This is a genomic window from Vibrio wakamikoensis (assembly GCF_050337275.1).
GTDB classification, from domain to species: Bacteria; Pseudomonadota; Gammaproteobacteria; order Enterobacterales; family Vibrionaceae; genus Vibrio; species Vibrio chaetopteri.
This window is the reverse complement of the sequence record NZ_JAKJST010000030.1, coordinates 1-15055: the sequence shown is the minus strand read 5'-3', so window position 1 is coordinate 15055 and position 15055 is coordinate 1. Positions and strand designations below refer to the sequence as shown.

The window sequence follows — 15055 nt, the reverse complement described above, 5'->3', positions numbered from 1 at the left end:
GGTCGATTCCTCTGTTTAAAAAACTTGTAGTTGCTTACGCTGTGGGAGTGAATGCCACAGAATTAGAATGTGTTACCAATCGTGAAGGTGAACGCTTCTGTTTTATCACCTTCAAACTTCTTAACTGGAGTCGCTAGTGAAAACACCAGAGGTCCCATCGGAGACATCCACTGAACTGCCACACCAACCGATGCACGATAGTTCGATGGATCGGAGTAATCATAATAGTATTGCTTGCCTGGCATATTTGGATCCGGTGCTAGGTAGCTAAACTCAGTATCCCAAAGACTTGCTGCATCAAAAAACAGACTCGTACGGATCTGGTTACGGAATTCATCCGACGCAAACGGTGTTGGTACAATCAACTCAAGACTGGCCAATGCAACGGCGTTACCACCCACTGACTGCTCGGTTGCAGAGTAACATGGGTTGTTACCGCCAACGTTACCACAACCACCGCCATTTGGATCGTTATAGACCGCTTTAGGGCCTACCGAGTTCTGACGGAAACCACGTAGAGTAGAGAAACCACCCACATAGAAGTTTTCGTAGAACGGTAGCAAGTTGTCATTGCCGTTCGTTTGACCATAGCCATTGCCGTAGCCTAGACGACCTTTCAACAATAACGTAAAGCTGTGGCTTTGGGTAATCGGAAAATACTGTCTGACATCATATTGTGCCTTGAAGTATTGAACATCCGAACCAGGTACGGTCACTTTTCCGTAAAGTTTTTGATGGTTGCCCGCTGTAGGGAAACGACCACGGTTTAGATTGTTACGTGTCCAAGCTGCTGTCAGGTGGAAATCGTCGGTAATCAAGTTACCTTCAGCGTCGCGGTTCTTCTCTTGTGCTTGTAGGAATTTCTCAATCTGCACGTACTCTTTAATATTACCAAGACGGCTATGAGTGTAGCCACCACCAAACTCTAAGTAGTTAAGTTCATCAACCGGGAAACCCCAAGTCAACGTACCGCCGTAGCTTTGGTCGGTATAGTCAATAATACCTGCTTTCGATGCTTCAAATTCGTTGTAGAAGATCTGACCACCCAAACTTACTCCATCGAGGTTCCAGTATGGGTCGCGGTAATCAAGAGTAATGTTCTTCTGGTATTTGTTGGTCATCGCACTGATACCAACTCGATCACCGGTACCAGCAAAGTTATCCTGCTGCAAACCAACCTGGAAGCTGATACCCGATTCTGTACCATAGCCAACACCAAAGTTCACGCTGCCTGAGTTTGCTTCTTTGACATCGTAAACCAAATCAACTTGGTCTTCAGAACCTGGGACTCGTACCGTTTGGACGTCAACGGTTTCAAAGAAACCTAATCGATTCAGGCGGTTTTTACCCGTTTCAATCGATTTCGAGTTCAACCAGCTAGACTCCATCTGACGCATTTCACGGCGCAATACTTCATCTTTAGTTGAGTTATTACCTGTGAATCGGATATCTCGTACGTAGATTCGGTTGCCCGCTTCAACGTTGATCACCAACGATACTTCATTGGTCTCATCATTGAACTCTGGAATGGTTCTTACTTGTGGATACGCATAACCAGACTCACCAAGCACACGCTTAATGTTCTCTTCCAGTGCCGTCACGCTTGAGCCGTTGTAAGTGTCACCGTCAGCAAACGGTACCATACCCTCAAACTCGGCTTGCTTACCGATCAACTGGCCACGGAAGTTCACATCTTTAATTCGATACGCTTCGCCTTCATCGATACCCAGCGTGATGTATACGCCTTTTTTATCTGGTGAAATAGATACTTGTGTTGTATCGACTTTGAATTTCAGATAACCGCGATCAAGATAGTAAGACTTGAGCGCTTCGATATCGCCGGCCAGTACCTGTTTCTGATACTTATCGTCAGACAAGAAGTTCCACCAAGCCACATCCACATTCAAGTTGAATCGAGACAATAGCTCTTCGTCTGGGAATACCGTGTTACCAATGAAGTTGATCTGTTTGATCTTAGCAGAGACACCTTCAGTAAACACAAACTTCAAGTCCGCACGGTTACGTGGCAGAGGTGTCACGACCGCTTGAACTTTTGCGTTGTATTTACCCACACTGTAGTAAAAGTCTTCTAGACCTTTCTCTATGTTGCTCAGGGTCGTACGATCCAAAGCCTCACCGACAACCACACCCGATGCATCCAAGTTTTGTTGCAACTGTTCTTCTTTGATGGCTTTGTTGCCAGAGAACGAGATGCTAGCTACCGTCGGTCGCTCTTTAACGCGAACGACCAGCGCGTCATTGTCGCGCAATACTTTAATGTCTTCAAAGTTACCGGACTGGTAGAGAGCATTGATGATTTCTGAAATGTCTTTGCCATCGATAGAATCACCAATACGCACAGGCATTTTTAGTAGCGCCGCACCCAGTGCAACCCTCTGTAAACCCTCAATACGAATGTCCTGTACAACAAAATCCTCAGCCCCATTCGCCGACACGCTCGTCGCCAGTAGAGATGCGAATAGAATATGCTTAATCGCCATACCTGCTCTAATTATTCCTTGCTAATACTGCTGCCCGAATTCTGATATCAAAGGCGTGTAAAATCGTTAAAAATCGCGATGAGCATCAATGAGAAGATAATCGCGCCTCCCACTCGATACCCTATTTCTTGTACTTTTTCTGGTACTGGTCGTCTAATCACTGCCTCAATGGCAAAAAACATCAAATGCCCACCATCTAACATTGGTAGCGGCACTAAATTGATGATCCCTAGGTTGACACTAATTAGCGCCAAAAAACCTAAGAAATAAACCAGTCCATAATCTGCTGTGGTACCTGCGCCTTTGGCAATTGAGATAGGTCCACTCAGATTGTTTAGCCCCACATCACCGACAATAAGCTTCTTCAGCATAGTGATGGTGAGCTCTATAATTTGTCCGGTCTTAACGACGGCTTTACCCACCGCTTCAATAGGACCGTATTGTAGATCAAAGCGATAGCTTTCCGGCCACTCCCCTACATCTGGAGCGATGCCTGCAAAACCAATCTGTGAACCGTCTGCCAGCTCTCTTGAACCTGGCACCAAGGTCAAATCAATGGCTTCGCCTTGTCTTTCAACCGTCAAAGGCAATGGCGTGTTTGCGCTTCCCTGAATTGCCACGACCACCTGCTGCCATTCGCTTACCTGTGCACCATCAACCGCCGTAATGGTATCTCCTGCTTGCAAGCCTGCAGTCGCGCCAGCGCCATCCGCACTCACATTGACAAGGGTCATCTTGATCTCAGGGGTGAACGGCGTAAAACCAAGCGTCCCCATAGCAGACTCTGTTTCTGGGTTAAAGTTCCACGATTGCAGATCAAGTGTTAACTTTTTGTCCATTCCTATTTGGTTGTCTGATGACACTGTGATCGTCATCTGGTTATCACCAATATGTGACACCAAGCCGAGATTGACCGATTCCCAATCGAGAGTCTGCTTACCATCAACCGATAATATTTGCATGCCAGACTCAATGCCAGCTTGCGCAGCAATCGAGCTTGGCGTGACTTGACCAACGACTGGCTTCACCGCTGGCACACCAATAAGGAACACTAACCAATAAGCGAAAACCGCAAAAAAGAAGTTAAATGCTGGCCCCGCCCCTACAATAGCGGTTCTTTTCCATAGAGGCTTTTTATCAAAAGCATACTTGTGATCTACTTCAGAGACTTCATCCACGCGGCTGTCGAGCATCTTGACATAACCACCGAGAGGAATAAGAGAAATGCTGTATTCCGTGCCATCTTTGCCCACTTTAGACCAGATTGACTTACCGAAACCAATCGAGAACTTCTCGACATACACGCCACAGCGGCGCGCCACCCAGAAGTGCCCATATTCGTGCACGGCAACTAAAATGCCAAGTGCGACGATAAAGGACGCCAGATTCCACAAAAGTTCAGTCATAACAGGGTCTCTTACTAAAACCGGTCTTTAAATTATACCGTTCTAGGATAAACAGGTTTCAATTAAAACGAGCGCGCTATCTCACGTGCATAACTGCGAGCCATTCTATCTAGCTCAAGAATAGTTTCCAAGTTATCCAATTGTTTAAATTCATTTGATGCGCAGACTTTCGACATAACACGTTCATTTATTGAGCTTATATCGGTAAATCGAATGCTTCCTGCTAAGAATGCTTCCACCGCAACTTCATTGGCAGCGTTAATAGCCGTTGTCGCATGCTGACCTTCGAAACATGCCTCCATCGCCAACGCCAAGCATGGATAACGAGAATAGTCTGGCTCAAGGAATGTCAGCTCACCGACCTTAGTGAAGTCTAGCGGCTTAACGCCGGCTGAAATACGATCTGGATATGACATAGAGTAAGCAATTGGTGTGGCCATATCAGGCTCCCCCATCTGCGCTAATACCGAACCATCACTGTATTGAACCATAGAGTGAATAACAGACTGCGGGTGGATTATCACTTTCAGTTGATCTTTGGACGTGTTGAACAGCCAACGTGCTTCAATAAACTCAAGACCCTTGTTCATCATCGTCGCTGAGTCGACGGAAATTTTAGGCCCCATAGACCAGTTGGGGTGCGCAATGGCTTCAGCTGGGGTTTTATTTGGCAACTCGACCACATCAGTGTAGCGGAAAGGACCACCCGAACCAGTAAGAAGGATATGATTGACCCCAGCGTCACTGAGCTGGCAATGGCCAAGATTAGTTTGAATATGGGCTGGCAAACATTGGAAGATCGCATTGTGTTCACTGTCAACAGGCAGTAATGACGCTCCATGCTCTCGCACAGCATCGATAAACAATTGCCCTGACATCACCAACGCTTCTTTGTTGGCGAGCAGCACACGCTTACCGGCTTTAACCGCAGCAAGTGTTGGCATCAGACCCGCAGCACCAACAATCGCAGCCATCACCATATCCACTTCACTCGCGCTGGAAACATCACACATGGCTTGCTCGCCAAAAAGCACTTGTGTGCGTGCACCAGGTACAAGCAGTGATTTGAGCTGCTTAGCATCCGCTTCTTCGCTCAACACCGCATACTCAGGCTGCCATGCAGCACAAAGCTCTGCCATTTTGGTGACATTTCTGCCGCCAACGAGCGCGTAGATATTGAAAGCTGATGGGTTTTCCGAGACAACTTTTAAAGTGCTAGCGCCAATAGAGCCAGTAGCACCTAAAATGGTGAGATTTTGCATGCGAATTACAACCACTGTTAAACCAAAGAGAGAGTGACGAATTCACTCTCTCTTTAGAACATTAAAACACGAGATATAGGAGGGCAAAGACTGGGAAAGCTGCTGTCAGACTATCAACGCGATCAAGCACCCCTCCATGGCCAGGTATGATGTTACTGCTGTCTTTAATTTTCGAAACACGCTTAAACATACTTTCTACCAAATCACCTAATACGGAAATCACTACTGTCGCTAAAGTAATGATAGCCATACTGGTGAAGCTGGCAAATTGGATATCAAAGATCGTTGAGCTACCCCAAGCCACAATAAGCGCCGCCGCAATGCCTCCCAATAAACCTTCAATGGTTTTGTTAGGACTAACATTTGGCGCCATTTTGCGCTTACCCATGCTTTTACCAGCAAAGTAAGCACCACTGTCGGCTGCCCAAACAATCAGGCACACAAAGAGCACTAGCTTAGAGCCATAGTAAGGATCAAGGTTATAGTGCTGACCGCGAAGAATAACGATACTCCACAAGAATGGAACGAGCGTCAAAATGCCAAACAGATGCCGAAGAAAGTTAGAACGCTCCCAAAGTACCGAAGACCTAGGGTATGTCATCGCGAGTCCACTTGCGAGCAACCACCAACCAAACCCGACACCGAGAATCGCGATGTGCGCAGGAGCAACACCATTGAGAGACACTACATCAAACGGAACCAAAGCCAATGAGGCAACCAGTGCACCTGCTGTCGGCAACATCGCAAGTAAGCGAGACGGAGTTTTAGTAAACTGTGCCCATTCCCAAACGCCAATCATAGTAATTGCGGAAACAAGGCCTAAAAACCACAAAAGTGGCAAAGAAAAGATCCCCCAGACCACCAGCGGTGCTAGGATCAGGGCGGTAATAATTCGTTGTTTCAAATCAAATCGTCCTTAATTGGCTTCCATTAACGCTTTGACTTGTTCTCCGGTACACCCGAAGCGTCGCTCGCGGTTAATAAACCAGGTAATCGCTTTAACGAGAGTATCTTCGTTAAACTCTGGCCAGTACTCATCCATAAAGTACATTTCAGCATAGGCCATCTGCCAAAGCATGAAGTTGCTGATGCGACACTCACCACTGGTGCGGATAAGTAGGTCAACGTCTGGCAAGTCTGACATGGTGACATTTTGGCTGATCATGTCTTCGGTAATATCCGATGCATTCAACTCGCCTTTCTCGACCATCGCGGCCAAGGTTTTTGTCGCCTGCAAGATATCCCACTTGCCGCCATAGTTTGCTGCAACATTGACCACCGTACCGGTGTTGTTTTCGGTCAGCGCTTCCGCTTCCGCGATTTTGCGTTGCAGTCTGTCGTTAAAGCGCGACTTATCGCCGATAATGCGCAGCCTTAGATTGTTCTTATGGAGTTTTTTAATTTCACTTGATAGAACGGTGATAAAGAGTTCCATCAATAAGCCAACTTCGTCCTCAGGACGACGCCAATTCTCGCTGCTAAACGCAAACAAGGTCACGGCTTGAATATTTAGCTTAGCCGCCGCTGAAATCGTTTTACGAACCGCGGAAACGCCTTTTTTGTGCCCGAATACGCGAGGCTTGCCTTTGGACTTTGCCCAACGGCCGTTGCCATCCATGATAATCGCGATATGTTTAGGAAGGGCTTCGTTGAAGGTGTCTGAGTTCTGCATAAAAGAGTGTAGTTATAATTGGGACGAACAGAGTAGCATAAAAAAACGCTGTGCTGTCAGCACAGCGTCTTCACAAGAGTCAATCGATGAAAAATTAGACTTCCATCAACTCTTTTTCTTTCGCTGCTAGCAACTCGTCAACGTTCTTAACGGCTGCGTCAGTGATCTTCTGGATTTCGTCCTGCGCTTTACGATCTTCGTCTTCAGAGATCTCTTTGTCTTTAAGTAGCGCTTTTAGTTCGCCGTTAGCATCACGACGGATGTTACGGATAGCAACGCGGCCACCTTCTGCTTCGCCACGAACAATCTTAACGAGGTCTTTACGACGCTCTTCTGTAAGTGGTGGAAGTGGAACACGGATAACCGTACCCGCTGACATTGGGTTTAGACCTAGGTCAGACATCATGATCGCTTTTTCAACTTTAGGCGCTAGCTCTTTGTCGAATACCGTGATTGCTAGAGTACGTGCATCTTCAGCAATAACGTTAGCAACTTGGTTCAGAGGCGTTGGCGCACCGTAGTACTCAACAGATAGACCTTGAAGAAGGCTTGGGTGTGCACGACCTGTACGGATTTTAGTTAGGTTGTTTTTTAGTGCTTCTACACTTTTTGCCATGCGCTCTTGAGCGTCTTGTTGGATTTCGTTAATCACAATATCACCTTAAATAATAGTAACCTGAAAGCCACTATGCTTTCAGGCTATGTCCTTCGATAATTCTGGTTAAGAGTGTACTCTTATTCTGCGTCGCTGATAAGCGTGCCTTCTGCTTCACCCATCACAACTCGGCGAAGTGCACCTGGCTTGTTCATGTTGAATACACGAATTGGCATCTTGTGATCACGTGCCAATGTGAATGCAGCCAAGTCCATTACTTTCAGTTCTTTGTCTAAAACTGAGTTGTAAGAAAGCTTATCACATAATACTGCATCTGGGTTAGCCACTGGATCGGCAGTAAATACACCATCTACTTTGGTTGCTTTAAGAACAACGTCAGCTTCGATTTCGATGCCACGTAGACACGCAGCAGAGTCAGTTGTGAAGAATGGGTTACCTGTACCTGCTGAGAAGATAACAACGCGACCTTGACGAAGTTCGCGAATCGCATCAGCCCAGTTGTAATCGTCACATACACCTTTAAGTGGGATAGCAGACATTACGCGCGCATTTACGTAAGCACGGTGTAGAGCATCACGCATTGCTAGACCATTCATCACAGTCGCTAGCATACCCATGTGATCACCAACAACACGGTTCATACCTGCTTCCGCAAGACCTGCACCACGGAATAGGTTACCACCACCAATTACGACACCAACTTGAACACCCAGTTCTACTAGCTCTTTTACTTCCTGAGCCATACGGTCTAGGACTTTAGGATCAATACCAAAGCCTTCTTCGCCTTGTAGAGCCTCGCCACTAAGTTTTAACAGAATACGTTGATAAGCAGGTTTTGGGTTCGTTGTCATGGAGTATACCTTCCAAAGAGTTATCGATTAACGGTCATGGGTAGAGACTCGGATTAAATCCCAACTCATGACGGCTAAAAAATAACGACTAGCCTAGTCGTAAAAAGACCGCAGCCTTGGCTACGGTCTTGAATTCAGCAAAACATGAAAGGATTAACCTTTCTGTACCGCCGCAACTTCTTCAGCAAAGCTCATTTCAGCTGCTTTCTCGATACCCTCACCAACTTCTAGACGAACGAAGTTAGATACTGTAGCGCCTTTCTCTTTCAAGATTTCGCCAACAGTTTTCTTAGGTTCCATGATGAAAGCTTGACCTGTTAGAGAGATTTCGCCCGTGAATTTCTTCATACGGCCAACAACCATTTTCTCTGCGATTTCAGCAGGTTTGCCTTCGTTCATAGCGATTTCAACTTGAACTGCTTTTTCTTTCTCTACTACGTCAGCTGGTACGTCTTCTGGGTTAACGAACTCAGGCTTAGAAGCAGCAACGTGCATAGCAACGTGCTTGATCGTTTCTTCGTCTGCTTCACCAGCAACAACAACACCGATGCGGTCGCCGTGACGGTAAGAACCAACTTTAGCGCCTTCGATGAACTCAACACGACGGATGCTGATGTTCTCACCGATTTTAGCAACTAGAGCGATACGCGCTTCTTCAAACTTAGCTTGAAGCTCAGCAACGTTAAGCTTCTCAGCTAGTGCAGCATCAGCAACTTCGTTAGCAAATGCTAGGAAGCTCGAATCTTTAGCAACGAAGTCTGTTTGGCAGTTAACTTCAAGAAGAGCAGCAACGCCAGCGTCTTCTTTAATGATAATAGTACCTTCAGCAGCAACGTTACCTGCTTTTTTAGCAGCCTTAGCAGCACCGCTTTTACGCATGTTTTCAATTGCTAGTTCGATATCAGCATTTGCTTCAACAAGTGCTTTTTTACATTCCATCATGCCAGCGCCAGTGCGCTCGCGAAGTTCTTTTACAAGAGCAGCAGTTACAGTTGCCATTCTTAAATCCTCAGTTGATTCCAATTAAGGTAAAAATCAGGGGCACACATTCGGCCCCTGATGCTAACTATAACTCAGTCTATATGACGACAGTCATGTCGACAAAACTAAGTTAGGCTTGAGCCGCTATTATTCAGCTTCTTCTACGAAACCGTCTTTATCAGCTACAGCAGCAACGTCTTGGTTGCGACCTTCTTTAACCGCGTCTGCAGCAGCGTTTAGGTAAAGCTGTACTGCACGGATAGCATCGTCGTTACCTGGGATAACGAAATCAACGCCGTCTGGGTTAGAGTTAGTATCAACAACAGCGTAAACTGGGATACCTAGGTTGTTTGCTTCTTTAACAGCGATGTGCTCGTGATCAGCGTCGATTACGAATAGAGCGTCTGGTAGGCCGCCCATGTTCTTGATACCACCAAGAGACTTCTCTAGCTTCTCCATTTCGCGAGTGCGCATTAGAGCTTCTTTCTTAGTTAGTTTCTCGAAAGTACCGTCTTGAGCTTGTGCTTCGAAATCTTTTAGACGCTTGATAGACTGACGAACAGTTTTGTAGTTCGTTAGCATACCGCCCAACCAACGGTTGTTCACGTAGAACTGGTCAGCGTTGATTGCAGCTTCTTTAACAGCTTCAGATGCAGCGCGCTTAGTACCAACGAAAAGAACTTTACCTTTCTTCTCACCGATTTTAGCTAGCTCAGCTAGTGCATCGTTGAACATTGGTACAGTTTTTTCTAGGTTGATGATGTGTACGCGGTTACGAGCACCAAAGATGAATGGCTTCATTTTTGGGTTCCAGTAACGAGTCTGGTGACCGAAGTGAACACCAGCTTTTAGCATATCGCGCATTGATACAGTTGCCATTTTAAATTCCTCTATGGGGTTAGGCCTCCACATTTCCCATGGTTCCGACTTGGTATGAATGATTACTCAAGCACCCCGGAACATGTGACGAAATGTGTGTGGATTTAAATTAAAGTATGTTGATGCACAACCCAACTCGCCACTATCCTGCAGAGAGTGAAGAGAATAAGTCCTGTCATCGGCGCGCTTTATACCATATTTAAGGGGTCTATTTCCAGAAAAATCGCAATAAATGTACAAAGTGACAGCGATTCAATAGATGAACTCTTAGCAAACCCAAACTACACTGAGTTACGTATCAACAGGGAAGTGAGAGTTATTCTTGTTGCGCTTAATCTCGCCACTGATAGAATAACGCGTCAATTTAAAACACAGAGAACACAGATGTCTATCAAAATCAAAACTGAAGCTGAAATCGAAAGAATGCGAATCGCAGGTAAGCTTGCAGCAGAGCTTTTAGAAATGATCGAACCTCATGTAAAAGAGGGAGTCACGACTGAGGAGCTAGATAGAATTTGTGCTGAATATACTCGTGAAAAAGGGGCGTATTCTGCGCCACTCGATTACCACGGTTATCCAAAATCGATCTGTACATCTATCAACCACATCGTTTGTCACGGCATCCCGGCACAACAAGACGAGATGGGCACGACAGGTAAACTCAAGCCAGCCGTTCTTAAAAACGGCGACATTGTAAACGTCGACGTGACGGTGATTATCCCTAACGATGAAAACGCATCGCTGGATACTCGCCCTGAAGGCTACCACGGTGACACATCTAAAATGTTCCTAGTAGGTGACGTGTCTCCTGCAGACAAGCGTCTAGCTATGGTTGCACAAGAAGCGCTATACCTTGGCATGAAAACCGTTAAACCGGGCTCAACAGTTGGCGATATCGGTACTGAAATTGAGAAGTTTATTAAAGCGAACAACAAAAAGAACCCGCGCAACAAGTTCTCTATTGTTAAAGATTTCTGTGGCCACGGTATCGGCTCTGAGTTCCATGAAGAACCACAAGTGGTTCACTACAAGAATAACGACCGCCGCGTTCTAAAAGAAGGCATGGTGTTTACTATCGAGCCAATGATCAATGCTGGTAAGTTTGGTTGCAGCATTGACGCAGAAGACGACTGGACGGTGTACACAGGCGATGGCAAAAACTCCGCACAGTGGGAGCACACTATTGTCGTAACTAAGACAGGTTGTGAAGTACTCACGCTGCGTAGCGATGAAAGCATTCCTCGCCACATGAACAACCTATAAGCTTCGCTTATCACGTTGGTAAAAATATCCCCATTCGCTGGGGATATTTTTTTATCCGGCCTATTTTGGTATAACCCTTGTTAGTGACATTTTTTTGCTTGCACGGATTGCACATATGACTTTTCAAAGCCCAACATCGCTCAGTGATGAGCAACTCAATATTCAAGAGCTCAAAGCTCAACTCGAAACCTTTGCCGAACATCAAAAACAAGAGTTCCTCAATCACCACCCAATAACCGACCTGGTGCTCGGCCGTTCGGACTACATCGACCAGCTATTACGTCGCCTTTGGTCAGCCTCTGAACTGTCTAACCAAACCTATCTGTCACTAGTGGCGGTCGGGGGTTATGGTCGTGGTGAGCTTCACCCGCTTTCTGATATCGATATTTTACTGGTATCACGTAAAAAGATACCCACCTCTTTAGAAAGTACTATCAGCGAGTTCATCACCTTACTCTGGGATCTCAAACTAGAAGTCGGTCATGCAGTGCGCACCGTCGATGAATGCATTGAAATCGGTCAATCCGATTTAACCGTTGCCACCAACTTACAAGAAGCCAGACTTCTGTGCGGCAGCGAAGACACCTTTTCTCAATTAAAAGCACAAATAGATTCCGACAACTTTTGGCCTTCAGAAACGTTCTATAACGCAAAAATCGAAGAGCAGCGCGCACGTCACGCTAAATATCACGACACAACGTACAACCTTGAGCCCGACATTAAGTCCACTCCCGGCGGCCTACGTGACATCCACACACTAAGCTGGGTGGCACGCAGCCACTTTGGTGCTACGTCGCTCTATGAGATGAGCCGCTTCGGTTTTCTCACTGATGCTGAGTACCGCGAGCTAGTCGAGTGTCAGAACTTCCTATGGCGAGTGCGTTTTGCTCTGCATATTGAGCTTAGACGTTACGACAACCGTCTGATGTTCGCCCACCAAGCACAAGTGGCAGAAAACTTAGGGTTTGTCGGTGAAGGCAACGTCGCTGTAGAGACCATGATGAAAGAGTTCTACCGCACGTTAAGACGGGTTGCTGAGCTCAACAAGATGCTCCTCAAACTGTTCGATCAAGCCATCGTAAACAAAGGTCAGATCCAGCAAGCCGAGATCCTCGATGACGACTTTCAACGTCGAGGCAAGCTGATTGAGGCCAGAAAGCCCGCGCTATTTCAAGCACGCCCAGAGACCATACTCGATATGTTTATACATATCGCCAACGACTCCAGTATTGAAGGTGTCAGCCCCGCAACGCTAAGGCAGCTGCGCACCGCAAGACGCAGATTGAATAAGTTCTTACACACTATCCCTGAAGCAAGGGAAAAGTTTATGGACTTGGTTCGCCATCCGAACGCCCTTCACCGCGCATTTCGATTGATGCACAAGCTTGGCGTGCTGGCGGCTTACCTTCCACAGTGGAGCCAAATCGTTGGCCAGATGCAATTTGACCTGTTCCACGTTTACACCGTCGATGAGCACAGTGTACGTCTTCTCAATCATATCCATACCTATAGCCTTGAAGAGAGCTATAGCAAACATCCTATCTGCTGTGAAATCTACCCAAGGATGCACAAGAAAGAGCAGCTGATATTAGCGGCGATTTTCCATGATATCGGCAAAGGACGCGGCGGTGACCACTCTGAGATTGGCGCAGTAGAAGCGTATGACTTCTGCATGCAGCACGGCTTATCAAAACCAGAAGCAAAGCTCGTTTCTTGGCTGGTACAAAATCACTTGCTGATGTCAGTGACCGCTCAGCGCCGCGACATTTACGATCCCGATGTCATCATAGAATTCGCTAAAAAAGTCCGCGATGAAGAATACCTCGAGTATTTACTTTGCTTAACTGTCGCTGATATCAGCGCTACCAACCCTGAACTTTGGAACAGTTGGAAGCGCACCTTATTGGCGGAGCTTTTCTACTCTACTCAACGCGTGTTGCGCCGAGGGTTGGAAAACCCTGTCGATGTGCGGGATCGTATTCGTCACAATCAGCAGTTGGCTTCCGCCCTACTTCGCAAACAGAATTTTGTTGCCCGTGAAATAGAAGTTCTATGGCAGCGCTTTAAGGCGGATTACTTCCTGCGTCATACGCATAAGCAGATCGCATGGCACAGCGAACATATCCTCAAGCTTGAAGATCCATCCAAACCGTTAGTTTTGATGAGTAAAAACGCCACTCGAGGTGGTACAGAAGTCTTTGTCTACAGCAAAGACCAACCAGCTCTGTTTGCGACCGTAGTCGCAGAGCTCGATAGACGTAACTTTAACGTCCATGACGCACAAATCATGACCAGTAAAGATGGTTTTGTGCTTGATACTTTTATGGTGCTTGATCAGCATGGTGATGCCATTGAATGCAGCCGTCATTCGGCGGTCATCAAACATCTCATCCATGTGCTAGAGGATGGTAGACCAACCAAGATCAAAACGCGCCGCGCACCAAGAAACCTCAAACACTTTAACGTAAAAACCAAAGTCGACTTTTTACCAACTAAAGGTAAGAAGCGTACCTTAATGGAGCTTGTGGCGCTCGATGCTCCGGGCTTGCTGGCTAAAGTCGGTGCGACCTTTGCCCAGTTAAATCTGAGCCTTCACGGGGCAAAAATCACCACCATCGGTGAGCGAGCAGAAGATTTATTTATCTTAACCGGCGAGAATGGCTCACGTCTTACTGATGAAGAGCAAGCGATTTTGAAGCAAAAGCTCCAAGAGAACATTTCAGAGCAAATCACTAGTTAAGGCAGTGTAGCCAGCCCATGTAACTGGTTAAAGTTCACTCACCAGTAACTTCACACAAAGGAGATCGCCATTTAGGCGATCTCCTCCACATTTCTCTGTAAACCGCACTTTAATCAACTATCTACCCTAATCATTGCCTGCTACAGTTGTAGAAGAAACACACAACCTAAGAGGTCATCTATGTATCCAAACCTCATTGGTTTAGGCATTCAAGATCCTAAACAAATAGAGCGTTACTCCCTACGCCAAGAAGCGCATAAAGATGTGTTAAAAATCTATTTTCGTAAGCAGAAGGGCGAGCTCTTTGCGAAAAGTGTTAAGTTCAAATATCCAAGGCAAGTCAAAAACGTCCGTACTGACAGTAGTAGTCAAAACTACAAGCAAGTCACTGAAATCAATCGCAACCTGACACTGGTTATTGATGAACTGAATCGTCTTACCAAGCCAATTGAAGCGACAGAAGTCGATGTTAAACAGAAGATCCTTTCCGACCTTCGCCACCTAGAAAAAGTCGTATCAAGCAAGATTGCCGAAATAGAGGCTGATTTAGAAAAACTGAAGTAACTCCCTATTTAACCAGTCAAAAAAAATGCTCCCTATTGGGATAATGCCGATCAGTTAACAACTAAATGATCGGTTGAACGATCCATTCAAAGTGTCAAAATCCGAGTGTATTCAATGCACTCGGATTTTTTTTATGTTTTTAAGACAGGCTCTTAACCAAGTTCATCAATTCTCTGCAGAGCAACTTTCGGGTTTATCTGATCTGCTTTCTCCAGAACTCATTTCCCAGTGTTTGGAAGATACAGGAATTACGACTATTCGCAGACGAAGGTTACCAATGGAAATGATGGTTTGGAGTGTTGTTGGGATGTCTCTGTATT

At 46.1% G+C, this 15055-nt stretch carries 13 protein-coding genes; 4 read left to right on the top strand and 9 right to left on the bottom strand.

What is annotated here, in order from left to right; all coding sequences use genetic code 11:
• Positions 1 to 62: 62 nt before the first annotated feature.
• The 9 genes from bamA to rpsB form a co-directional block, all read right to left on the bottom strand.
• The gene (gene bamA / locus L4C42_RS17785; protein ID WP_353498008.1) at positions 63 to 2501 is read right to left on the bottom strand and encodes an outer membrane protein assembly factor BamA; all 2439 of its coding nucleotides are present in this window, start codon (positions 2499 to 2501) and stop codon (positions 63 to 65) included.
• Between the two features lie 47 nt (positions 2502 to 2548).
• The gene (gene rseP, locus L4C42_RS17780) at positions 2549 to 3907 is read right to left on the bottom strand and encodes a sigma E protease regulator RseP (RefSeq protein WP_418641699.1); all 1359 of its coding nucleotides are present in this window, start codon (positions 3905 to 3907) and stop codon (positions 2549 to 2551) included.
• Positions 3908 to 3969: 62 nt separating this feature from the next.
• On the bottom strand, positions 3970 to 5169 hold the full coding sequence (gene ispC, locus L4C42_RS17775; RefSeq protein WP_353498007.1) for a 1-deoxy-D-xylulose-5-phosphate reductoisomerase: 1200 nt from the start codon (positions 5167 to 5169) through the stop codon (positions 3970 to 3972).
• 61 nt (positions 5170 to 5230) lie between these two features.
• Positions 5231 to 6073: a phosphatidate cytidylyltransferase gene (locus L4C42_RS17770; protein ID WP_353498006.1), complete on the bottom strand. Its 843-nt coding sequence runs from the start codon at positions 6071 to 6073 to the stop codon at positions 5231 to 5233.
• A gap of 12 nt (positions 6074 to 6085) precedes the next feature.
• Complete coding sequence (gene uppS / locus L4C42_RS17765) at positions 6086 to 6841, bottom strand: undecaprenyl pyrophosphate synthase (protein WP_353498005.1); 756 nt, start codon at positions 6839 to 6841, stop codon at positions 6086 to 6088.
• Between the two features lie 94 nt (positions 6842 to 6935).
• Positions 6936 to 7493, bottom strand: a complete 558-nt coding sequence (frr, locus tag L4C42_RS17760; protein ID WP_042476355.1) for a ribosome recycling factor — start codon at positions 7491 to 7493, stop codon at positions 6936 to 6938.
• Positions 7494 to 7576: 83 nt separating this feature from the next.
• Entirely contained in the window at positions 7577 to 8308 is a 732-nt protein-coding gene (gene pyrH, locus L4C42_RS17755; protein WP_353498004.1) for a UMP kinase, read from the bottom strand.
• A gap of 153 nt (positions 8309 to 8461) precedes the next feature.
• Positions 8462 to 9307: a translation elongation factor Ts gene (gene tsf / locus L4C42_RS17750; RefSeq protein WP_353498003.1), complete on the bottom strand. Its 846-nt coding sequence runs from the start codon at positions 9305 to 9307 to the stop codon at positions 8462 to 8464.
• A 129-nt stretch (positions 9308 to 9436) separates the two neighbouring features.
• A complete protein-coding gene (gene rpsB / locus L4C42_RS17745; protein WP_353498002.1) occupies positions 9437 to 10168 on the bottom strand; it encodes a 30S ribosomal protein S2 in 732 nt (243 codons plus the stop codon).
• A gap of 384 nt (positions 10169 to 10552) precedes the next feature.
• Between rpsB and map the strand changes: the two genes are divergently transcribed.
• From map to L4C42_RS17725, 4 genes are all read left to right on the top strand, one after another.
• Entirely contained in the window at positions 10553 to 11431 is an 879-nt protein-coding gene (gene map, locus L4C42_RS17740; protein WP_353498001.1) for a type I methionyl aminopeptidase, read from the top strand.
• A 115-nt stretch (positions 11432 to 11546) separates the two neighbouring features.
• On the top strand, positions 11547 to 14171 hold the full coding sequence (gene glnD / locus L4C42_RS17735; RefSeq protein ID WP_429761507.1) for a bifunctional uridylyltransferase/uridylyl-removing protein GlnD: 2625 nt from the start codon (positions 11547 to 11549) through the stop codon (positions 14169 to 14171).
• Positions 14172 to 14351: 180 nt separating this feature from the next.
• Entirely contained in the window at positions 14352 to 14735 is a 384-nt protein-coding gene (locus tag L4C42_RS17730; RefSeq protein ID WP_353497999.1) for a DUF3461 family protein, read from the top strand.
• A 133-nt stretch (positions 14736 to 14868) separates the two neighbouring features.
• Positions 14869 to 15055: transposase domain-containing protein (locus L4C42_RS17725; protein WP_429761505.1), on the top strand; the 187-nt coding region annotated here is incomplete at its 3' end.

Excerpts from the sequence above, each read along its gene's own strand:
- L4C42_RS17730 (WP_353497999.1), top strand. The coding sequence starts at position 14,352 with ATGTATCCAAACCTCATTGGTTTAGGCATTCAAGATCCTAAACAAATA.
- rseP (WP_418641699.1), bottom strand. The coding sequence starts at position 3,907 with ATGACTGAACTTTTGTGGAATCTGGCGTCCTTTATCGTCGCACTTGGC.
- glnD (WP_429761507.1), top strand. The coding sequence starts at position 11,547 with ATGACTTTTCAAAGCCCAACATCGCTCAGTGATGAGCAACTCAATATT.
- bamA (WP_353498008.1), bottom strand. The coding sequence starts at position 2,501 with ATGGCGATTAAGCATATTCTATTCGCATCTCTACTGGCGACGAGCGTG.
- tsf (WP_353498003.1), bottom strand. The coding sequence starts at position 9,307 with ATGGCAACTGTAACTGCTGCTCTTGTAAAAGAACTTCGCGAGCGCACT.
- uppS (WP_353498005.1), bottom strand. The coding sequence starts at position 6,841 with ATGCAGAACTCAGACACCTTCAACGAAGCCCTTCCTAAACATATCGCG.
- ispC (WP_353498007.1), bottom strand. The coding sequence starts at position 5,169 with ATGCAAAATCTCACCATTTTAGGTGCTACTGGCTCTATTGGCGCTAGC.
- rpsB (WP_353498002.1), bottom strand. The coding sequence starts at position 10,168 with ATGGCAACTGTATCAATGCGCGATATGCTAAAAGCTGGTGTTCACTTC.
- map (WP_353498001.1), top strand. The coding sequence starts at position 10,553 with ATGTCTATCAAAATCAAAACTGAAGCTGAAATCGAAAGAATGCGAATC.
- pyrH (WP_353498004.1), bottom strand. The coding sequence starts at position 8,308 with ATGACAACGAACCCAAAACCTGCTTATCAACGTATTCTGTTAAAACTT.